Origin of the sequence: Streptomyces sp. NPDC060031, assembly GCF_042736805.1 — a bacterium.
In the GTDB taxonomy this organism is placed as follows: domain Bacteria; phylum Actinomycetota; class Actinomycetes; order Streptomycetales; family Streptomycetaceae; genus Streptomyces.
In genome coordinates this window covers 80,766-100,338 of the sequence record NZ_JBHWVM010000019.1, presented here as the reverse complement: position 1 = coordinate 100,338, position 19,573 = coordinate 80,766, and the positions used below count along the sequence as shown (strand labels likewise).

Sequence of the window (19,573 nt, the reverse complement as noted above, 5' to 3'; positions counted from 1 at the left end):
ACGTCTCCTACGACCCCTTCAACCGACCACTGGACCTGCTGAACATCCCCTGACCAGCCGGTCTACATAAGCACCGCGACTTTGAAACGCCCCTGGCCCGAGGGTGCGGTGGTGTTCTCGGTGGACGAGAAGTCCCAGATCCAGGCCCTGGACCGGTCCCAGCCGGTCCTGCCGACCGGGCGGTCGAGTTCAAGAAGTCCCTGATCAGGATCGACAAGGAGGTGCCCGAGCATCTCCCGGTACGGATGATCACCAACGGTGCAGTGGACCGCACCGTCTACCGGTGGATCGCTGACGAGCAGAGCCGTTCCACCGTCAAGAACACCATCGCCGTCCTCGTTCGCGTGATGGAGCAGGCTGTCCGAGACGGGCTCATCAAGGTCAACCCTGCCCGGGTCAGCGGCTGGCAACGGCAGTACCAGTTGGTCGAGGACGAACTCAACGACCCGCGTGCGCTCGCCCTGCCCGACTGGGAGACTCTCCAGGCCCTCGCCAAAGCCCTGGTGGCCCGCTCGCATGGTGAATACACGGGTTGGGGTGACGTCGTCACATTCACGGCCTCCACGGCAGCCCGCATCGGCGAGGTTTCCGGAGTCCGCGTCAAGGACATCGACACCGACAGCTGGATCTGGACCGTACGCCGACAGACCATCCCTGCCCCGGGCGGGCTGGTCGACAAGGGCACCAAGGGCAAGCGGGCCCGCAAGGTACCCCTCATCGAGGAAGTACGGCCGATGGTTGCCCAGCGGCTGCTGGCCGTCGGCAATGACCCCGATGCCCGGATCTTCTTCGGACCGCGCGGCGGTCGCATCTCCACTGCGGTCCTGCGCGACGCCACTCATTGGGACGACGTCGTCACGGAGCTCGGCTTCGAACACCTCCGACGGCACGACCTGCGCCACACCGGACTGACCTGATTCGCCGACGCCGGCGTGCCGCTCCACGTCCTACGCAAGATCGCCGGACACGGCTCGCTGACCACCACTCAGCGCTACCTGCGCCCCGACGCCGGCCAGATCACCGCAGCTGGTGCCGCGCGGTCTGCGCACCTCATGGCGCTCCGTGCACCTCGTTCGCTGCCAGTCACGGCCGTTACCGCCGTCTGACCCGCAGTGGCCGCCCTGGTCCCCAACTGGTCCCCCAAAAACGATCAAAGGGCCGTTTTGGATTGCTCCAAAACGGCCCCTGACCTGCGACTCTTTCGAGTCGGGACGACAGGATTTGAACCTGCGACCCCTTGACCCCCAGATGGCTGCGCCAGGGCAATAATCAGGACATCCAGCGCTATTTGAGGGCGGGGAACGTGCATGGATGCACGTGCCGTGCACCTGCGGGCGCCGGCGCTGGTCCCCAACTGGTCCCCAACCAGTCGTCACCCCGAGGCGCCACTCGGGAGGTTCGGACGGATTGGGCGGGCCCCGCACGCCCTGGGCTTTCGCTTGGCGCACGGGCGGCCGGACCTGGTGCGGGACTGCGCCCGGTGGACAGCCCAGGGAGACACTTCGGTTCCTGCCGTTCAGCCGGAACGCGGTGCGATTGCCGGGTGAGCGGGCAGACCTCAGCGTGCCGATATGGTCGAGAGACGAACGGTCACGACGCAGGCCGGCCGGTGGCTTCTGATCGCCAACGGTGTGCTGACGCTGCCACGACACCCGGGATGGCCTTCTTCGCGGGGCCGACGCCCGCCCATCCGTGTCCGGGCGGGCGATTCCTGTGCGCGCGCGATAGGCTGTTCGGTGGAAGGGCAAGCTCTCCGGGCGATGTTTCAGACCTGCTTGCGCTATTCGTAACGATCACTCGTACCTATGGAGAGCTTTGCCGAGCGGGCGTGTCATCCCCGCATTCGAAGGCTGGGCAGCGGCCGAATTCCCTGTACCGAAGGCTGCCTGGCGGTATGCCCGCCGCCGTGGCGCCGCCTCAGGGCCCGCAGCTCTGCAGGCCCTGAAATGGAGGGCCGAGATGAGAGTTGTCGTAGATCTTTCCCGATGCCAAGGGTATGCGCAGTGCGCGTTCCTGGCCCCGGACGCTTTTCGGATGCATGGCGAGGAAGCGCTGATGTATGACCCGACCCCCGACGACGCCCAGCGCGAGCAGGTGATGCGCGCCGCGGCAGCCTGCCCGCTCCAGGCCATTCTGGTCGACCAGTTGGAGGAGCGGGACGCACCGACGGAGGCGTCGCGCTCATGACCGGCGCCGACACCCTGCAGGGGTTCAAGCGTGACGGCCGCATCGTGATCGTGGGGGCGTCACTTGCGGGACTGCGGGCCGCGGAGGCTCTGCGCAATGAAGGGTTCACCGGGTCGTTGACGATGATCGGTGACGAGCTGGGCGAGCCCTATGACCGGCCCCCGCTGTCCAAGCAGGTGCTGACCGGGTGGGTGCCGGCCGGAGGCACCACGCTGCCACGCCGTCGTGAAATCGACGCGGAGTGGCTTCTGGGCGTGCCCGCCAGCGGGCTGGACATGGCGGCCAACCGCGTGCATCTCGCCGACGGCCGCGAGATTCCCTTCGACCGAGTGCTGATCTCCACCGGGGTACGAGCCCGGCCCTGGTTCGTCGAGACCGAGGCGGCCCTGGACGGCGTGTTCGTCGTCCGCACGCGCGAGCACGCCGAGAGCCTGCAACGGGCCATCGCCGCCGGTCCGTCCCGCGTACTGGTCATCGGTGCGGGCTTCACCGGCTCCGAGATCGCCTCCATCTGCCGCGAGCGGGACATCCCGGTGACCGTCGCCGAGCTCGGGCCGTCCCCGCTGGTCGGGGCGCTCGGCGCCATGATCGGTGAGGTCGCGGCGGGCATGCAGCGCGCTCACGGTGTCGACCTGCGCTGCGGTGCCAAGGTCACCCAACTGGAGGGCGACGCACAGGGGCACTTCCGCCGCGCTCACTTCGCCGACGGCAGCACGATCGACGCCGACGTGGCGGTGGTGGCGCTCGGCGGCATCCGCAACACCGAGTGGCTGAAGGACTCAGGACTGGCGGCAGGCATATGGGGAATCGCCTGCGACGCCGGTTGCCGCGCCCTCGACATCAACGGCCTGGTCACCGACAACATCTTCGTCGCCGGAGACGTGGCACGCTGCCCGAACCCGATCTACGAGTACCGGCTCCTCTCACTGGAGCACTGGGCCAACGCCGTGGAGCAAGCCGAAGTCGCGGCGCACAACATGGTCAGCGCCCAGGCGGACCGCTGGCCCCACCTGTCCATCCCGGCATTCTGGTCGATCCAGTTCGGCGTCAACATCAAGTCCGTCGGTGTGCCGACCTTCGCCGACGAGGTCGTCATCACCCAGGGATCAGTGTCCGACCACCGTTTCGTCGCCGCATACGGCTACCAAGGCCGCGTCACCGCCGCAGTCAGCTTCAACAACGCGAAGTGGCTGGACCACTACCGGCAGCTGATCGAGACGGCCGCGCCCTTCCCGCCGCCCTGCCCCACGCCGGACCAGCCCGCCGACGCGAAACCGGTGCCCGTCGACTTCCCCGGCCCCACCCTGCTCGCTGCGGGCGCCACGGTGGTCGTCACCGGCCATGACCCGGCAGAACGGCGCGTCACAGCCGTGCGGCACAACCGTCGGAGGTAGAACGACATGACCACGACCGAGACGCCCGACATCCTGCACCGGATCCTCGACTATTCCACCCGGGCCGACCCGTACCCGCTGTACGCCGAACTGCGCAAGACCCCGGTGGCCCTGCAGGAAGACGGCAGCTACGTCATCAGCACCTACCGCGAGATCATGGGCATACTGCACGACCCGCACCTGAGTTCCGACGTCCGCAACCTGGTGCGGCCGATGGCCGCGGCCAAGGGACGCACCACGCCGACGTTCATCAACACCGACCCGCCCGAGCACGACCGCATGCGGCGCCTGGCCATGCGCCACTTCGGCCCCCCGCACACCCCGGGGCTGGTGGACGGCATGCGACCCGACCTGACCGCCATCGTCAGCGGCCTGATCGACGACTTCGCGGGCAAACAGCAGATCGACGTCGTCGACGACTTCGCCTACCCGTTCCCCGTCAGCGTGATCTGCCACCTGCTCGGCGTGCCACACGAGGACGAACCACGGTTCCACCAGTGGGTGAACGCCATCATCGACTCGCTCGACTACAACCCCAAAACCGACCCGCAGGAGAAACTGGACAACGGCCTGCAGGCCAACAAGGACATGGAGCAGTACCTCGGCGGACTGCTGGAACCACGCCACGACCGGCCCGGCGACGACCTGCTGTCACGGCTGGCCACCGATGACGGGCCCGACGGGCGGATGACCGACGAGGAAATCGTCAGCACCGCCCACCTGTTGCTCATCGCCGGCCACGAGACCACCGTCAACCTCATCGCCAACGGCATGCTGACCCTGCTGCGCCACCCGGAGATCCTGCAGCGGCTGCGCGACGAACCGGACCTGATCGCGCCGCTGGTCGAGGAACTGCTGCGCTACGAGCCCCCCGTGCACATCATTCCCTGGCGGGCGGCCTACAGCGACATCACCATCGCCGACACCGTCATCCCCGAGGGCTCGCAGATCATGCTCATGCTCGCCTCGGGCAGCCGCGATCCCGACCGATTCCACGAACCCGACCGCTTCGACCCCGACCGGCAGGACAACCAGCACCTCGGGTTCGGCAGCGGCATCCACCTGTGCTTCGGCGGCCCGATGGCCCGGCTGGAGACCCAGATCGCGCTGACCGAGCTGGTACGCCGCCTGGACCGGCCCAGACTGGTCGCCGACCCACCGCCGTACCGGCCCAGCCCGGTCCTCCGAGGTCCGATTCATCTGCACATCGAGCAGGGTTGACGGTCGGCGGCGCCAGCCTGGTCGGCGAAACGGCAGGCCACCGTCCCTTCCCCACCGCCCTAAGGAAACCAAGATCCGGACCACCTATGCCTTCCACCGTCGGCCGCGAACGTGTCTATCGCCGCTGCGGCTGCAGGGACCCCCACCGCCACCAGCTCGGCGCACACTGCCCTCACGTGCTCACCAACAGTGAGCACGGCACCTGGACCTTCGCTGTCGACGTCCCCAGCCCAGCCCGTCGGCGGACGACCATCCGCCGGGGCGGCTTCGTCGACCACGACGCCGCTGAGACCGCGCTCCACCAGTTCCTCGAAGGCGAGGCCGGCGGGTTCGACGCGGACCCCAACCAGACCGTCGCCGACTACCTCGACTCATGGCCGGCGGCAAAGGCCCTCGTGCTGAAGCCGACAACGATGGCCCGGTACCGCGACTACGTTCACAACGACCTCGTCCCCGCGTTCGGCACCCTCAAGCTCGACCAGCTCGCCGCCGGCCGCGGCAAGACCACCCTCTACCGATGCCTGGCCACCCTCTCCAGCGCTCTCGGCGACGCGGTCCGCCAACACCGCCTCCCCCACAACCCGGCCAGTCCCGCCGTCCTACCGCGACCGCCGGCGCCGGAACGACGCATCTGGACGGCAAAGGAGGCCGCCCGCTTCCTCGCGTACTGCCGTCAGGCAGATCCCGAGATGGCCGACCTGTTCGAGGTACTCATCGGCACCGGCATGCGCAAGGGCGAAGCGCTTGGCCTCCACTGGGACGACGTCCACCTGACGGAAGGTGTGCTCTACGTGCGCTGCACCCTCTCCGCGATCGACAACAACCGGCTGGTCATCACGACGCCGAAGACCCGGTCGAGCCGCGGCTGGGTCGCCATCTCACCCCGCGTCGCCACCGCCCTCCGGCACCGTGCACAAACAACGCCCCGAACACGCGGAGATCCCGACGACCCGTTCGCCGGACTCGTCTTCTGCCGACCCGACGGCCGACCGCTCGGACCACACCAGGTTCTGGACCGGCTCCGCCGACTCTCCGCCGAAGCCGGCGTCCCCAGGATCACGGTCCACGACCTGCGTCATCTGGCCGCGACCATCACCATCACCGCGGGCGTGCCGCTGACCGTGGTCTCCAAGACGCTGCGGCACTCCACCCTGTCGACCACCGCCAACATCTACAGCCACCTCACCCAGCAGGCAGCCCGAGAAGCCGTCGACATCATCGACCACACGCTCACCGGAGCCGAGAAGGCCAGCCACCCAACGGGCCGTGCGGCGTGGCTGCGACCACCACGCGACCACATCCACCGGCTCCGCGAGGCTGTCCGCCGACTCCGCTCCCCCGCGCCGCCGGCCTTCAGCGCTACGGCCGCCCGACCACAGACTGGACGTGCGACCACACTGCGACCACCATGGCTCCGGACGCACGAAAGGCCGTCCTCTCATTAGTGAGAGAACGGCCTCCGACCTGCGTAAACGCTGGTCGGGACGACAGGATTTGAACCTGCGACCCCTTGACCCCCAGTCAAGTGCGCTACCAAGCTGCGCCACGTCCCGATGTGCTTCTGATCTGGGGTTTCCCCCGTCCCGGCGGCACATGCAGAACATTACCCCACGCAGAGGGGTGTGCATGCACCGGTAATCGGGGCGGGGCAGGATGAGGGGGTGAACGCACGGGATCGGGACGGTGAGGGGCGGGCGCGCAGTGCGCGGCCCAGGGACGGGCTGGGGCGGCCGCTGCCGTACGGGGCTCCCGGGGTGGAGCGGCAGCCCGAGGGGGTGGTGCGGTCGCCCGGCGAGAGCGTGGCGCAGGCGCAGCGGCTGCTGGACGCCGGGATGCCGTTCCACGCGCACGAGGTGTTCGAGGACGCCTGGAAGTCCGGGCCCGAGGAGGCGGCCCCGCTGTGGCGCGGCCTCGCGCAGCTCGCGGTCGGGCTGACGCACGCCGCGCGCGGGAACGCGGTCGGCGGGGCGCGGCTGTTGCGGCGCGGGGCCGGTGCGCTGGCCGGGGCGGACACGGTGGCCGCGGGCCTCGCGTCGGCGTACGGGATCGACGTACCGGGGCTGATCCGCTGGGCCGGAGAGCTGGCCCAGCGGGTGGACGAGGGCGCGGCGGTCGAGGCGGCGGCGGAGGCCCCCAGGTTGGCCCTCTAGGAGGCGGCGGGCTGGAGGAGGTCCCAGCGGTTGCCGTACAGGTCCTCGAAGACCGCGACCGAGCCGTACGTCTCGTGGCGCGGCTCCTCCAGGAAGCGGACGCCCTCGGCGGTCATGCGGGCGTGGTCGGCCGCGAAGTCGGCGGTGTAGAGGAAGAAGCCGACCCGGCCGCCGGTCTGGTCGCCGACCCGGGAGCGCTGGGCGTCGTCCTTGGCGCGGGCCAGCAGCAGCGCGCTCTCCTTCGCGCCCGGCGGGCGGACGACGACCCAGCGGGAGCCGTCCGGGCGGGCGGTGTCCTCGGCGAGGTCGAAGCCGAGGGCGCGGGTGTAGAAGTCGATAGCCTCGTCGTAGTCGTTGACGACCAGGGCGGTGAGGGCGATGTGGGAGGGCATGACCCTATTGTGCGCCGAGGAGTACGACCTCCAGGGTGCGGGGGCCGTGGACGCCCTCCACCCGGTCGAGTTCGATGTCGCTGGTGGCGGAGGGGCCGGAGATCCAGGTCAGCGGGCGCGTCGGGTCGAGCAGCGGCAGGGCCTGCGGTACGGAGTCCACCACCTGGTCCGGGACGCGGACCACGCAGATGTGGTGGTCGGGGACAAGGGTGATGCGGCGGCGGCCCTGCGCCGGACCGCCGTCGAGGACGATGGTGCCGGTCTCGGCGATGGCCAGGGCGCAGCCGGTCACCACACTGTCCACGGCGTCCAGTTCGTACGGGGTGGCGCCCGCGCGGTCGTGGACCCGGACCGGGTCGGCCGCGCTCAGCCAGTGCGGGGGCAGCCCGGGCGGGACGAGCACCGTCCGCGCGCCCCGCTCGGCCAGGAGCCGTGCGAGCAGGAGCGCGAGGCCGTCCTCGCGGGCGCGGTGGACCCTCGCCCGGTATTCGGACAGGTTCGCGGCGAGGAGGTCGGCGGTCTCGGCCGGGGTGCGCAGGCCGTGGACCCGGAGGTAGTCCCGGGGGATCTCCGGGTCGGGGCCGGTCGGCTCCGCCACCGCCCGGCGGATGCGGCCCAGGATGCGGTCCTTGCTGCTCATCGGCCCGTGCCCCGCTCTCGCGCCCACCAGTCGCGGAAGGATTCCGCCGGGATGTCCGGCAGCTCGCGGCTATCGGTCCACGCCCGCCCCGGCCCCGGCAGCCGGCGCGGGCGAAACCGCCGGGCCCGGGTCAGCAGCCGCTCCCCCGCGCGCAGCGCGCCCGGGTGGTCCAGCACGAGGCGGGCCGCGCGCATGGCGTAGCGCTCGGCGGCGTGCCCGCGCGCGGGGCGGATGCGGACCCGGACGCCTTCGCGGGTCGCCGGGCCGCCCTGGGCCACCCGTTCGCGCAGGTGCACGAGTACCTCGGGGATGTCGATGGCGACCGGGCAGACCTCGTAGCAGGCCCCGCACAGGGTGGAGGCGTAGGGCAGCGAGGCGTCGATCCCGCTCGCGGTGCCGCGCAGTTGGGGGCTGAGGATGGCGCCGATGGGGCCGGGGTAGACGGAGCCGTAGGCGTGGCCGCCGGCGCGTTCGTAGACGGGGCAGACGTTCAGGCAGGCGGAGCAGCGGATGCAGCGCAGGGCCTGGCGGCCGACCTCGTCGGCGAGGGTGTCGGTGCGGCCGTTGTCGAGGAGGACGAGGTGGAAGGCGGTGGGGCCGTCGCCGTCGGTGGTGCCCGTCCACATGGTCGTGTACGGGTTCATCCGCTCGGCCGTGGAGGAGCGCGGCAGGGTCTGGAGGAAGATCTCCAGGTCGCGGAAGGTGGGCACCACCTTTTCGATGCCCACCACCGAGATGAGCGTCTCGGGCAGGGTCAGGCACATCCGCCCGTTGCCCTCGGACTCGAAGACGACCAGGGTGCCGGTCTCGGCGACCATGAAGTTGGCGCCGGACACGGCGACTTTGGCGCGCAGGAACTTCTCGCGCAGGTGGAGGCGGGCCGCCTCGGCCAGTTCGCGCGGGTCGTCGCCGAGCTCCTGCGGCGCGGGCCGTCCCCAACCACCCATCTCCGCGCGGAAGATGTCGCGGATCTCGCCGCGGTTGCGGTGGATGGCCGGGACCAGGATGTGCGAGGGCCGGTCGTGGCCCAACTGCACGATCAGCTCAGCGAGATCGGTCTCGTAGGCGGCGATCCCGGCGGCTTCGAGGGCCTCGTTGAGCCCGATCTCCTGAGTGGCCATGGACTTGACCTTGACCACCTCCCGCTCACCGGTGGCCAGGACCAGCCCGGTCACGATGCGGTTGGCCTCGTCGGCGTCGACGGCCCAGTGGACGGTACCGCCCGCCGCGGTGACGGACTCCTCCAACTGCACCAGGTACCGGTCGAGGTGACGCAGCGCATGGTCCTTGACCGCCTTGCCGGCGGCGCGCAGCCGGTCCCAGTCCGCCAGCTCCGCGACGGCGCGGGCCCGCTTGTCCCGGATGGTGTGCGTGGCGCGGCGGAGGTTGGCGCGCAGTACGTCGTTCCGTACGGCCTCCCGCGCCGCCGCGGGGAAGGCCGGCATGCCCAGATGGGTTCCCGCGGTTCCTGTGGCTCCCCTGTCCGTCATCGCAGCGGTTCCTCCTCGGTCGACGCCAGGATCTCGGCGAGGTGCAGCGCCCGCAGCGGGGCTCCCGTCGGTCCCGTCCGGCGCAGGATGCCGTCCAGGTGGACGAGGCAGGAGTTGTCGGCCCCGCACAGCACGGAGGCGCCGGTGCCCGCCGCGTTGTCGATCTTGTCGGTGCCCATCGCGGCCGACACGTCCGGGTTCTTGACGGCGAAGGTCCCGCCGAAGCCGCAGCATTCCTCGGCCCCGGGCAGTTCGACCAGTTCCAGGCCGCCCACCGCGGCCAGCAGCCGCCGCGGCCGGTCCCCGAGCCCGAGGCCGCGCAGGCCGTGGCAGGAGGGGTGGTAGGTGACGCGGTGCGGGAAGTGCGCGCCGACGTCGACCACGCCGAGCACGTCGACCAGGAACTCGGTCAGCTCGTACACCCGCGGGGCGAGGTCCTCGGCCAGGGCGGTCAGTGCGCCGCCCCGCCCCTCGGCCTCCGCCCTGCGCCCCATCCGCGGGTAGTGCTCGCGGAGCATCGCCGCGCAGGAGCCGGACGGGGTGACCACGTGCGCGTACCCGGCGAAGGCCTCGGCGGTGCGCCGCAGCAGGGGCTCCGCCTCGTGCCGGTAGCCCGTGTTGTAGTGCGGCTGTCCGCAGCAGCCCTGGGCCGCCGGGAAGTCCACCTCCACCCCGAGGCGCTCCAGCAGACGTACGACGGCGACGCCGGTCCGCGGGTACAGCGCGTCGTTGACGCAGGTGACGAACAGGGCGACGCGCATGACGGGCACAATAGCGCCGTGAAGAAGTTCTCAGTGATCGGCATAGGCGCGGGCGACCCGGACCACCTGACCCTCCAGGCGGTCAAGGCGATCGGCGCGGCGGACGCATTCCTCATTCTGGAGAAGGGTGAGGAGAAGGCGGATCTGACCGGGCTGCGGCGCGCGATGCTCGACGCGCACGCCCGCCCCGGCCACCGGCTGGTGGAGGGCCGTGACCCGGACCGGGACCGGACCCCGGACGACTACGCCCCGACCGTGGACGGCTGGCGCAGCGCGCGGGCCGAGATCTTCGAGCGGTTCATCGCCGAGGACCTGGCCGAGGGCGAGACCGGGGCGTTCCTGGTCTGGGGCGACCCGTCCCTCTACGACTCCACGCTCGCGATCCTCGACGAGGTGCTGGAGCACGGCCGCGTCGCCTTCGAGCACGAGGTGGTGCCCGGCATCAGCAGCATTTCCTCGCTGCTGGCCCGGCACCGCACGAACCTGAACCGGGTCGGGCGCCCGGTCCAGATCACCACCGGGCGGCGGCTCGCGGCGGGCTGGCCGCAGGACGTGGACGACGTGGTGGTGATGCTGGACGCGCGGCACGCCTTCACCGCCCACCTCGACCAGGACCTCTACATCTACTGGGGGGCCTACGTCGGCACCCCGGACGAGATCCTGGTCTCGGGCAAGCTGGCGGAGGTCGCCGGCCGCATCGAGGAACTGCGCACCGAGGCCCGCGCCCGCAAGGGCTGGATCATGGACACGTACCTGCTCAGGCGCGGCTGACGTACTCCCCGAAGGCCGCGGCGAGGCGCTCGTACTCCTCGGCGCGGTTGTAGACCTGCGCGCAGATCCGGATCCCGCCGCCGCCCGGCCACGGCCAGATCAGCACCCGGATCCGCAGCCGCGCCGCGAGCTCCTCGCGCAGGACGCGGGCGGCCGCGTGGGTCTCGGCGACGCCGGGCGGCAGCCGCAGAGTGCGCATGGCGAGCCCGTCGGTGTACGGGAGCGGGGTCAGCCCGGGGATCTCGGCGAGCAGGTCCGCGCCGTAGGCGGCCAGCGCGCTGTTGTGGGCCCGGACCTCGGCGGCGCCGAGCCGGTCGAGCAGGTCCAGGCCCGCGGGGGCGGCGAGCCAGCCGGTGTAGTCGGTGGTGGCGCGGTTCTCGACGGACCGCGGGAAGCCGTGCTCGTCCTCCCAGGAGGGTACGAGCGGCCGGATGCGGCCGCGCTGCTCCGGGGCGACGGCCAGGAGGGCGCTGCCGGGCGGGGCGTAGCCCCATTTGTGGAGGTTTCCGAACCAGAAGTCGGCGCCGCCGGCGAGCGGGTCGGCGATCATGCCGGGGGCGTGGGCGCCGTCGACGACGGTGGTGATGCCCCGGTCGGCGAGGTCGGCGAGGAGCCGCGGCGAGGCGATGACCCGGGCGGTGGGCGAGCTGATGTGGTCGAGTACGGCGACCCGCGTCCTCGGGGTGAGTCCGGCCAGCACGGTTTCCCGTACGGCGTCCTCGTCGGGCAGGAGCGGGTCCAGGGCGACGGTGGTGACGGGCGCGCGGCGGGCGGCGGCCGCGACGACGGTGCCGTAGCCGTGGTCGGTGACCAGGATCTCGTCGCCGTCGGCGAGGGGGATGGCGTCGAGGGCGAGGTTGGCGCCTTCGGTGGCGTTGGCGATGAACGCGAGCCCGTCCGGGTCGGCGCCCAGCCGCACGGCGATCTGCCCCCGGGCTTGCGCGAGCCGTTCCGGGACTCCGATGAAGAAGCTGTCGGGGTCGGCGTGCGCCTGCGCGCACAACTCGGCCTGTATCTCCTGCACGGGCAGCGGTACGGCACCGAAGGAGCCGTGGTTGAGGTGGGCGATGTCGGGATCGAGCCGGAACAGGGCCCGCCCGCCGGGGAATTCGGCCGGGTAGCGGGCAGCAGCAGTACGTAGGGACTCGCTCAAGTGGACCTCCGGGGGTGCGGCGCGGTTGTCACTGTGATCATCCCCCGTAACCCGGCGCGAAGGCACGCCGGCAGTGCGCGAGCAGCTCCCGGACGGCGGGGCCGCGGGTGTCCGCCCAGACCAGGGAGAGCAGGGCGGGGATCTCGACGTCGTCGAGGGTACGGGCGACGAGCCGGTCCGCGTAGTGCGCGGCCATGGAGGCGCTGAGCACGGCGACCCCGAGCCCGCGCGCGGCCAGGTCGGCGATGGCGTCGGCGGCGCTGGCCTCCAGGGCGATGGCGGGCTGGATGCCCTGTGCGGCGCAGGCCTGCTCCAAGACGGTACGCAGGCCCGTGCCCGGCGGCATGGACACGACGGGGTGCTCGACCAGGTCGCGGAGGCCGACCCGCTGGCGCCGGGCCAGGGCATGCCCGGGCGGCACGGCCGCGACCAGGCGCTCGCTGATGACGGTCAGCGCCTCCAAGCCCTCGGGGGTGGTGGCCGCGCTGCCGATCAGGGCCAGGTCGACGGCGCCGGCCCGTACCGCGTGGACGAGCCGGTCGGAATTGTCCTCGAGCAGCGAGATCTCCACGCCGGGGTGCGCCCCGTGGAAGGCGGCGAGGGCGTCGAAGAGCGGGGTGACGGTGCAGCCGATGACCATCCCGACCGTGAGGCGGCCGCGGATCAGGTCGGTCACCTCCCCCACCGCCTGCCCGACCGCCCCGGCGGCGGCGAGCGCGGCCCGGGCGTGTTCGAGGGCGGCCTTCCCGGCGGTGGTGAGGGTGGCGGCGCGCCCCGAGCGGTCGAACAGCTCGGCGCCGAGCTCTCGTTCGAGCCGGCGGATCTGGGCGCTGACCCCGGACTGGCTGATGTGCACGCGCTCGGCGGCGCGGGTGAAGTTGCGCTCCTCGGCGACCGCGACGAAGTATTCGAGCTGCCTCAGATCCATGACTAGGGATTCTAGCTGTGATCAGAACCAGCTGTTGGACTTCTGATCGCCCGGCCGCGAGGCTTGGAGCACGGAAGAAGCCGGAGACGCCGGCGGGAAACACCGGGAGGATCCATGTCGGAGTACGCGACGTACGAGAAGGCCATGCACCCCGAGGACATCACCCGCCTGTTCGTCGAGCGGTCCAACGCGGGCGACGCGGCCGGGGTCGCCGCCCTGTACGAGGAGGACGCGGTGATGGCCTACCCGCCGGGCGAGCTGACGGTGGGCCGGGAGGCGATCCGGGTGCTGTGGGAGGGGGTGCTCTCCCACCGCCCGCGCTTCGAGCAGGAGGCCCCGCTCCCGACCCTGCTCAGCGACGGCATCGCCCTCACCTCCACCCCGCCGAACGACGGCGCTGGCGCCCGCGCCCAGGTCGTGCGGCGCCAGGCCGACGGCAGCTGGCTGCGCCTGCTGGACCAGCCGGAGTTCGCGACCGTCGCCGCCCCGGACCCGTCTGCCTAGTGCCGGGTCCGCGCGGGTCCGCGGCGCGCCCGGTCCAGCCTACTCCCGGCCGCTGGTCGCCGCGTAGTACTGGAGGTCCTGGACGTCCACCGTGCGGTCCACCGAATACGGCAGCCGCACGCCCGCCCCCGGGTTCCCGTCGCGCAGTACGGTCGCCGAGCTGGCGCCCGCGCCCAGCGGGAGCAGCTCGGAGTGGACGCCGGCCGGGGCCTGGTACGTCCCCTTGGCCGATCCGACGGCGGTGCGGACGCTCGCGGACCCGGTGAGGAAGCTGAGCACCTCCACCGTGTCCCGGGCCTGGGCGCTGCCCTTGCGCAGCGTCATCACCAGGGACTGGGATCCGGTCGGATCGGCGGCGGCGAACTGGGTGCGGGCGGTGAGGTAGAGCGTGTCGCGGACGATCTTCGGCCAGGCGCCCGTCTTGAACTTGGTCAGGTAGTACGAGGTCAGGTCCAGGTAGGCGTAGCCGTTGTGCAGGGAGGGCGCGAACTGGCTGCCCTCGGAGTAGTCGTTCCAGGTGGTCAGCTGCACCCAGTCGGCGCCGTCGTCGATGGCGCGCGTCCATGTGGTGCGCAAGGTGGCGGTGTTGCCCGCCTCGTCGTAGATGCCCTGGTTGGGCCGGGCGTCCTGGACCGACACGGGCTGCATCCAGATCTTGCCCATGCCGTGCGACCGCTGCACGTCGGCCTTGGCGCCCTCCTGGCCGACGTAGCTGCGGCTGCCCCACTCGGAGAACCCGTAACTGATCGGGGCGAAGGCCGCGTTGTTGGCGTCGAACCGCAGGAAGAGCGGGACGAGCGCGGTGCGGATGCCGTGCCGCGACTGCAGGATGTCCATGACCTGGCTCCACCAGGCCGCGTTCTTCTCCTCGGCCTTGAAGGGGGAGACGACGAGCCGGCCGTCGGCGAGCCGGTGCGCGGCCGGGGCCTTGCCGAGCTCCGCGACGGCGTCGGCGAGCACCCCCGGGTCGTCGGTCTTCAGCGAGGTCATGTCCGGCATCAGCATGACCTTGAAGGCCGGGTCCACCGAACGGGCCGCCTCCATCAGGAGGTGGGAGCGGTCCCGGTTCTGCCCGGAGAGGGAGAGCATGTCGAGGGTGAACCCGTCGATGCCCGCGGCGCGGGCGGTGCGCACCTCCTGCTGGAGGTTGGCCAGCTCCCAGCCGCCGCTCTTGGGCGGTACGGGCAGTGGCCGGTCGCGCAACAGGCCGCCGTAGCGCTGGTGCTTCCCGCTCTCTCCCCGGGGGTCGAGGTAGTTGCGGGTGTAGTAGTCGCCGTCCGCGCTCGCGTTGTCGAGGGAGAGCGGGTACGGGGTGAAGTAGTGGGCGAACACCAGCTTCTTGCCGGCGCCGCCCGCGCGCAGGGCGGCCGGCTGGGGCATGTCGAAGGGCAGCGCACCGGTGGGGCGCGCGGCGCCGGTGTCCAGCTCGCTCTCGGGTGCTGCCCGGCTGGCCTCCGTGGCGCCCTGGCTGGGGCTGGGCGCGGCAGTTGCCGAACCGTCGGGAGTCGGGCCGCCGCCGGGCCCCGCGGACCAGGGCTCGCCGATGCCGGGGCCGGAGCGGTCGTGCCGGTCGGCGGCCGTGAAGGGGTCCCAGGCGATTCCGGTGGCGGCGCAGACGCCGACGAGGAGGAAGGCGGTGATGAGGAGGGTCAGCAGCGGTCTGCGGCCCCGGAAGCGCGAGCGCCGCCGGTGCGATGGCCGGTCCGCTGCATGCATCGTGGTTTCCCTCCCCGGAATATGCCCGCGTGTGCGGCTGCCCAGCAGTAGAGCGGATTACCGGCCCACGGACAACTGTTCGCCGGTGGCCGGGCCGTGGCACGTACGTCACGGGGACCACCGGAACTACGCCGACCACATCCTGTCCGCCGGCTGCGTCCGCTCCACCTGCGCCGGTCCGGCCGCACGCGCCGACAGCACGTGGACGGGGCCGGGGCGGGCCGGGGCCACAGGCGTCAGGAGCGCGCGGTGGCGATCTCGACGTTCTCCAGGATCCCGATCGCGTCGGGCACGAGGATCGCCGTCGGGTAGTAGGCGCTGGTAGGACATGACCGGCTTCCGGTCGATGCCCGTGCACCGGACGTGCTGCTCGAACTGGTTCATCGGGTCGTACTGCTCCAGGTGGTCCACCAGTTCCTGAACCGGGTCCCGGATCCGGTGGACCACCTGGAGATGCGCCGGATCACCTTCGGCTCCCCGATGACGAGCGCGCCGTCCCGGCTGGGGCGGCGCCTGCGGACCCGCGACGGCGGCCCGGTCTGCCCGGGCCACCGCACAGGCCGTCCTGGGCCGCCCCACCGCGGTGATCACCGGGTGCCACGGGCCATGCGGCGGAGTACGACATTCCCCTGGTCTTGCGCCGGAAGTGGCGGATAATCGTCGGCATGCGGCTCGAACCAACCCTCTGGCCGCAACTGGTCACGCATGCAATGGGGGGCATCGTGCCGATGAGGGAATCCCGGCCCACCGTCATGAGCGCACGGGCCGCGAGAACGGGCACGGCCGACGTCCTGCCCACCACGTTCACCGAGCTGTCCTTACTGCTCAGCGCCGTCCGCCGGAGCCGGGTGCTGACGGTGACCGGCCCGTTGCGCGAGCCGCGGAGCCTGCTCGTACGGGACGTCGCGCAACGGCTGTGGTCCAACTTCTACGACGGGGCGGCCGTGGTCACCGTCCAACGACAGGGCGGCGTACGGGAGCTGGTGGCCGCCCTGGGCTGCGTACCGGGCATGCCGTTCCTGCCCTGCGGGACGGCGAACGCCGCCTCGTGGCTCGCGGAGCGCGACATGCTGCTCGTACTGGACGACTGCGACCACCTGACGGCCGGTGCGCTGGACTGGCTCCGCACCCTCCTGGCCGAGGCGCCCGGGCTGCGGATCCTGGCCGCCGGGCGGCAGCCGCTGGCCGTCGGGCAGGGGCGGGTGCACCGGCTCTGACGGCTACGCGTCCCGCCAGTCCTCCGCGAGCAGCCCCAGCACCAGCTCGTCCAGGAACTCCCCGCACACCCACGCCGCCCCGCGCAGGGTCCCGTCCAGGGTGAACCCGGCGCCCGTCGCGGCGCGGATCATGGCGGCGTTGTCGGCGAGCGTGTCGACCTGGAGGCGGTGCAGCCCGCGCACGGAGAACCCGTAGCGGCACAGCAGCCGGACGGCCTCCGCCCCGAGGCCGCGGCCCCGGCTGCCGGGGAGCAGCGATATGCCGAGGTGGGCGGAGCGGTTGTGCGCGTCGATGGACCAGAGCACGGCCTCGCCCGCGAGCTCGCCCGAGGCCAGGTCCACCACGGAGAAGACGGCGACGGTGTCGCTCGGCGGGGACGGCTCGAACGGGGAGTGACCGCCGCTCGCGCCGACCGGCCGCCAGGGCCGGGAGTCGGCCCGCGAGCGGGTCGCCACGTCCTCGTACAGCGCCGCGTGGAGCACGGGTACGTCATCGGCGTGCCGGGCGCGCAGCCCGATCAGCTCTCCCTGGATCATCCCGCCTTCCTAGCCCCCGCCGGGGCCGGAGCACAACCGGGTTTCCGCCGTCGCGTCCGCGTCTGCGTCCGCGTTCGCGTTCACGTACGGCTCCGGATACGGGTCCGCCCCGGTCGGCTGCTGCCGACCGGGGCGGAACGCGCATGGCGCAACGGCTCACAGGAGCCGCGGACCTCAGCCGAGGATCGCGAGCGCCTTGTTGAGGGTGGCGGACGGCCGCATGACCGCCGACGCCTTGGCGGCGTCGGGCTGGTAGTAGCCGCCGATCTCGACCGGCGAGCCCTGCACCGCGATCAGCTCGTCGATGATGGCCCGCTCGGACTCGGCCAGCGTCTTCGCCAGCGGGTCGAAGGCGGCCGCCAGCTTCGGGTCGTCGGTCTGGCGGGACAGCTCCTGCGCCCAGTACAGAGCCAGGTAGAAGTGGCTGCCGCGGTTGTCGATGCCGCCGAGCTTGCGGCTCGGCGACTTGTCCTCGTTGAGGAAGGTGCCGGTCGCGCGGTCCAGGGTGTCCGCGAGGACCTGGGCGCGGGCGTTGCCCGTGGTGGTGGCGAGGTGCTCGAAGGAGACGGCCAGCGCGAGGAACTCGCCGAGCGAGTCCCAGCGCAGGTAGTTCTCCTTGACGAGCTGCTGCACGTGCTTCGGGGCGGAGCCGCCGGCGCCGGTCTCGAAGAGGCCGCCGCCGTTCATCAGCGGGACGACCGACAGCATCTTGGCGCTGGTGCCCAGCTCCAGGATGGGGAAGAGGTCGGTCAGGTAGTCGCGCAGCACGTTGCCGGTCACCGAGATGGTGTCCTCGCCGCGGCGGATGCGCTCCAGGGAGAAGGCGGTGGCCTCGACCGGGGAGAGGACCTTGATGGTCAGACCGTCGGTGTCGTGGTCGGCGAGGTACTTGTTGACCTTGGCGATCAGCTGCGCGTCGTGGGCGCGGTGCTCGTCGAGCCAGAAGACGGCCGGGACGCCGGTGGCGCGGGCGCGGGTGACGGCGAGCTTGACCCAGTCCTGGATCGGCAGGTCCTTGGTCTGGCAGGCGCGGAAGATGTCGCCGGCGGCGACCTCCTGCTCCAGGACCGTGTTGCCCTCGGCGTCGACGACGCGGACTGTGCCCGCGGCGGCGATCTCGAAGGTCTTGTCGTGGCTGCCGTACTCCTCGGCCTTCTGGGCCATGAGGCCGACGTTCGGCACCGAGCCCATGGTGGCCGGGTCGAAGGCGCCGTGCGCGCGGCAGTCGTCGATGACGACCTGGTAGACACCGGCGTAGCTGCTGTCCGGGAGGACGGCGAGGGTGTCGGCCTCGGCGCCGTCCGGGCCCCACATGTGGCCGGAGGTGCGGATCATGGCCGGCATCGAGGCGTCGACGATGACGTCGGACGGGACGTGCAGGTTGGTGATGCCCTTGTCCGAGTCGACCATCGCGAGGGCCGGGCCCTCGGCGAGCTCGGCGTCGAAGGAGGCCTTGATCGCGTCGGCGTCGGGCAGCGCGCCCAGGCCCTTCAGGATCGCGCCCAGGCCGTCGTTCGGGGACAGGCCGGCGGCGGCCAGGGTCTCGCCGTAGCGGGCGAAGGTCTTCGGGAAGAAGGCGCGGACCACGTGGCCGAAGATGATCGGGTCGGAGACCTTCATCATCGTGGCCTTGAGGTGCACGGAGAACAGCACGCCCTCGGCCTTGGCCCGCTCGATCTGCTCGTTCAGGAAGGTGCGCAGCGCGTCGACGTGCAGCACGGACGCGTCCACGACCTCACCGGCGAGGACCGGTACGGACTCGCGCAGGACGGTGGTGGCGCCGTCGGCGGCGACGTGCTCGATGCGCAGCGTGCCGGCCTCGGCGATCACGGCGGACTTCTCGGTGGAGGCGAAGTCGTTCGCGCCCATGGTGGCGACGTTCGTCTTCGACTCGGAGGTCCAGGCGCCCATGCGGTGCGGGTGCGCCTTGGCGTAGTTCTTGACCGAGGCGGGGGCGCGGCGGTCGGAGTTGCCCTCGCGCAGGACCGGGTTGACGGCGCTGCCCTTGACCTTGTCGTAGCGGGCGCGGGCCTCGCGCTCCTCGTCGGTCTTCGGGTCGTCCGGGTAGTCCGGGAGGGCGTAGCCCTGGGCCTGGAGCTCGGCGACCGCGGCCTTGAGCTGCGGGATCGAGGCCGAGATGTTCGGAAGCTTGATGATGTTGGCTTCCGGGGTCTTCGCCAGCTCGCCGAGCTCGGCGAGGGCGTCGGCGATCCGCTGGCTCTCCTCGAGGTGCTCGGGGAAGCTGGCGATGATCCGACCGGCCAGGGAGATGTCACGGGTCTCGACATTCACACCGGCCGTCGACGCGTACGCCTGGATCACAGGCAGGAACGAATACGTCGCGAGGGCCGGGGCCTCGTCAGTGTGCGTGTAGATGATGGTCGAGTCAGTCACCGGATGCTCCGCTCCACAGTCTGCGTCTCTCGTCTGCAACATTGCTCGACATCAAGATATCTCGTGATCGGGCCGCTCTGGACAGCCCCCTGCCGCAAGCCCGGCGAGACGCGCGTCA

General features: G+C 71.5%; 19 protein-coding genes and 1 tRNA gene. 9 read left to right on the top strand and 11 right to left on the bottom strand.

Features of this window, described 5'->3' with window-relative positions; genetic code table 11:
• Window positions 1-221: 221 nt before the first annotated feature.
• From xerC (ACFWB8_RS11615) to xerC (ACFWB8_RS11595), 5 genes are all read left to right on the top strand, one after another.
• Window positions 222-917: a tyrosine recombinase XerC gene (gene xerC, locus ACFWB8_RS11615; RefSeq protein ID WP_385224730.1), complete on the top strand. Its 696-nt coding sequence runs from the start codon at window positions 222-224 to the stop codon at window positions 915-917.
• A gap of 1,042 nt (window positions 918-1,959) precedes the next feature.
• Window positions 1,960-2,187: a ferredoxin gene (locus ACFWB8_RS11610; protein ID WP_385224728.1), complete on the top strand. Its 228-nt coding sequence runs from the start codon at window positions 1,960-1,962 to the stop codon at window positions 2,185-2,187.
• The gene (locus ACFWB8_RS11605; RefSeq protein WP_385224726.1) at window positions 2,184-3,581 is read left to right on the top strand and encodes an NAD(P)/FAD-dependent oxidoreductase; all 1,398 of its coding nucleotides are present in this window, start codon (window positions 2,184-2,186) and stop codon (window positions 3,579-3,581) included. The genes ACFWB8_RS11610 and ACFWB8_RS11605 overlap by 4 nt, the downstream gene beginning before the upstream one ends.
• A 6-nt stretch (window positions 3,582-3,587) precedes the next feature.
• Entirely contained in the window at window positions 3,588-4,802 is a 1,215-nt protein-coding gene (locus tag ACFWB8_RS11600) for a cytochrome P450 (protein WP_385224724.1), read from the top strand.
• A gap of 176 nt (window positions 4,803-4,978) precedes the next feature.
• Window positions 4,979-6,247 (top strand): tyrosine recombinase XerC, encoded by a 1,269-nt coding sequence (gene xerC / locus ACFWB8_RS11595; protein WP_385224722.1) that lies wholly within the window; start codon window positions 4,979-4,981, stop codon window positions 6,245-6,247.
• Window positions 6,248-6,278: 31 nt separating this feature from the next.
• Here the strand turns inward: xerC (ACFWB8_RS11595) and ACFWB8_RS11590 are convergent.
• Window positions 6,279-6,355 (bottom strand) — tRNA-Pro (locus ACFWB8_RS11590).
• Between the two features lie 108 nt (window positions 6,356-6,463).
• On the opposite strand from ACFWB8_RS11590, the gene ACFWB8_RS11585 reads away from it, so the two are divergent.
• Window positions 6,464-6,952: a DUF309 domain-containing protein gene (locus ACFWB8_RS11585; protein WP_385224720.1), complete on the top strand. Its 489-nt coding sequence runs from the start codon at window positions 6,464-6,466 to the stop codon at window positions 6,950-6,952.
• Here ACFWB8_RS11585 and ACFWB8_RS11580 read toward each other — a convergent pair.
• The 4 genes from ACFWB8_RS11580 to ACFWB8_RS11565 are packed head-to-tail and all read right to left on the bottom strand — an operon-like array spanning window position 6,949 to window position 10,235.
• Window positions 6,949-7,344, bottom strand: coding sequence for a VOC family protein (locus tag ACFWB8_RS11580; protein WP_385224718.1), 396 nt, complete (start codon window positions 7,342-7,344; stop codon window positions 6,949-6,951). The genes ACFWB8_RS11585 and ACFWB8_RS11580 overlap by 4 nt on opposite strands.
• Before the next feature lie 4 nt (window positions 7,345-7,348).
• Window positions 7,349-7,984, bottom strand: coding sequence for a lactate utilization protein C (locus ACFWB8_RS11575; protein ID WP_385224716.1), 636 nt, complete (start codon window positions 7,982-7,984; stop codon window positions 7,349-7,351).
• Complete coding sequence (locus tag ACFWB8_RS11570; protein ID WP_385224714.1) at window positions 7,981-9,474, bottom strand: lactate utilization protein B; 1,494 nt, start codon at window positions 9,472-9,474, stop codon at window positions 7,981-7,983. Before ACFWB8_RS11570 ends, ACFWB8_RS11575 begins: the two co-directional genes overlap by 4 nt.
• Window positions 9,471-10,235: a (Fe-S)-binding protein gene (locus ACFWB8_RS11565; RefSeq protein WP_385224712.1), complete on the bottom strand. Its 765-nt coding sequence runs from the start codon at window positions 10,233-10,235 to the stop codon at window positions 9,471-9,473. Before ACFWB8_RS11565 ends, ACFWB8_RS11570 begins: the two co-directional genes overlap by 4 nt.
• Window positions 10,236-10,253: 18 nt before the next feature.
• On the opposite strand from ACFWB8_RS11565, the gene cobF reads away from it, so the two are divergent.
• Entirely contained in the window at window positions 10,254-11,006 is a 753-nt protein-coding gene (gene cobF / locus ACFWB8_RS11560) for a precorrin-6A synthase (deacetylating) (protein WP_385224710.1), read from the top strand.
• Here cobF and ACFWB8_RS11555 read toward each other — a convergent pair.
• Together ACFWB8_RS11555 and ACFWB8_RS11550 are read right to left on the bottom strand one after the other, a co-directional pair.
• Window positions 10,993-12,159: an aminotransferase class V-fold PLP-dependent enzyme gene (locus ACFWB8_RS11555; RefSeq protein ID WP_385224708.1), complete on the bottom strand. Its 1,167-nt coding sequence runs from the start codon at window positions 12,157-12,159 to the stop codon at window positions 10,993-10,995. The two genes, cobF and ACFWB8_RS11555, sit on opposite strands and share 14 nt — an antisense overlap.
• A gap of 37 nt (window positions 12,160-12,196) precedes the next feature.
• Window positions 12,197-13,087 carry a LysR family transcriptional regulator gene (locus ACFWB8_RS11550; RefSeq protein WP_385224706.1) on the bottom strand — a complete coding sequence of 297 codons (891 nt, stop codon included), beginning with the start codon at window positions 13,085-13,087 and terminating at the stop codon, window positions 12,197-12,199.
• A gap of 114 nt (window positions 13,088-13,201) precedes the next feature.
• Between ACFWB8_RS11550 and ACFWB8_RS11545 the strand changes: the two genes are divergently transcribed.
• On the top strand, window positions 13,202-13,591 hold the full coding sequence (locus ACFWB8_RS11545) for a YybH family protein (RefSeq protein ID WP_385224704.1): 390 nt from the start codon (window positions 13,202-13,204) through the stop codon (window positions 13,589-13,591).
• A gap of 39 nt (window positions 13,592-13,630) precedes the next feature.
• Here the strand turns inward: ACFWB8_RS11545 and ACFWB8_RS11540 are convergent, their stop codons facing one another.
• Together ACFWB8_RS11540 and ACFWB8_RS11535 are read right to left on the bottom strand one after the other, a co-directional pair.
• Entirely contained in the window at window positions 13,631-15,307 is a 1,677-nt protein-coding gene (locus tag ACFWB8_RS11540; RefSeq protein WP_385224702.1) for a glycoside hydrolase family 71 protein, read from the bottom strand.
• Between the two features lie 236 nt (window positions 15,308-15,543).
• Window positions 15,544-15,600 (bottom strand): hypothetical protein, encoded by a 57-nt coding sequence (locus tag ACFWB8_RS11535; protein ID WP_385224741.1) that lies wholly within the window; start codon window positions 15,598-15,600, stop codon window positions 15,544-15,546.
• Window positions 15,601-15,972: 372 nt separating this feature from the next.
• Between ACFWB8_RS11535 and ACFWB8_RS11530 the strand changes: the two genes are divergently transcribed.
• Complete coding sequence (locus ACFWB8_RS11530; protein ID WP_385224700.1) at window positions 15,973-16,524, top strand: hypothetical protein; 552 nt, start codon at window positions 15,973-15,975, stop codon at window positions 16,522-16,524.
• 3 nt (window positions 16,525-16,527) lie between these two features.
• Here the strand turns inward: ACFWB8_RS11530 and ACFWB8_RS11525 are convergent, their stop codons facing one another.
• Window positions 16,528-17,061 carry a GNAT family N-acetyltransferase gene (locus ACFWB8_RS11525; protein ID WP_385224698.1) on the bottom strand — a complete coding sequence of 178 codons (534 nt, stop codon included), beginning with the start codon at window positions 17,059-17,061 and terminating at the stop codon, window positions 16,528-16,530.
• Window positions 17,062-17,235: 174 nt separating this feature from the next.
• Window positions 17,236-19,455 (bottom strand): NADP-dependent isocitrate dehydrogenase, encoded by a 2,220-nt coding sequence (locus tag ACFWB8_RS11520; protein ID WP_385224696.1) that lies wholly within the window; start codon window positions 19,453-19,455, stop codon window positions 17,236-17,238.
• Window positions 19,456-19,573 lie beyond the last annotated feature (118 nt).

What these genes read in the sequence shown, in the direction of transcription:
- ACFWB8_RS11605 (WP_385224726.1), top strand. Translation starts at nt 2,184, where the DNA reads ATGACCGGCGCCGACACCCTGCAGGGGTTCAAGCGTGACGGCCGCATC.
- ACFWB8_RS11575 (WP_385224716.1), bottom strand. Translation starts at nt 7,984, where the DNA reads ATGAGCAGCAAGGACCGCATCCTGGGCCGCATCCGCCGGGCGGTGGCG.
- ACFWB8_RS11570 (WP_385224714.1), bottom strand. Translation starts at nt 9,474, where the DNA reads ATGACGGACAGGGGAGCCACAGGAACCGCGGGAACCCATCTGGGCATG.
- ACFWB8_RS11530 (WP_385224700.1), top strand. Translation starts at nt 15,973, where the DNA reads ATGCGGCTCGAACCAACCCTCTGGCCGCAACTGGTCACGCATGCAATG.
- ACFWB8_RS11545 (WP_385224704.1), top strand. Translation starts at nt 13,202, where the DNA reads ATGTCGGAGTACGCGACGTACGAGAAGGCCATGCACCCCGAGGACATC.
- ACFWB8_RS11550 (WP_385224706.1), bottom strand. Translation starts at nt 13,087, where the DNA reads ATGGATCTGAGGCAGCTCGAATACTTCGTCGCGGTCGCCGAGGAGCGC.
- ACFWB8_RS11540 (WP_385224702.1), bottom strand. Translation starts at nt 15,307, where the DNA reads ATGCATGCAGCGGACCGGCCATCGCACCGGCGGCGCTCGCGCTTCCGG.
- ACFWB8_RS11565 (WP_385224712.1), bottom strand. Translation starts at nt 10,235, where the DNA reads ATGCGCGTCGCCCTGTTCGTCACCTGCGTCAACGACGCGCTGTACCCG.
- ACFWB8_RS11580 (WP_385224718.1), bottom strand. Translation starts at nt 7,344, where the DNA reads ATGCCCTCCCACATCGCCCTCACCGCCCTGGTCGTCAACGACTACGAC.
- ACFWB8_RS11600 (WP_385224724.1), top strand. Translation starts at nt 3,588, where the DNA reads ATGACCACGACCGAGACGCCCGACATCCTGCACCGGATCCTCGACTAT.
- ACFWB8_RS11525 (WP_385224698.1), bottom strand. Translation starts at nt 17,061, where the DNA reads ATGATCCAGGGAGAGCTGATCGGGCTGCGCGCCCGGCACGCCGATGAC.
- ACFWB8_RS11610 (WP_385224728.1), top strand. Translation starts at nt 1,960, where the DNA reads ATGAGAGTTGTCGTAGATCTTTCCCGATGCCAAGGGTATGCGCAGTGC.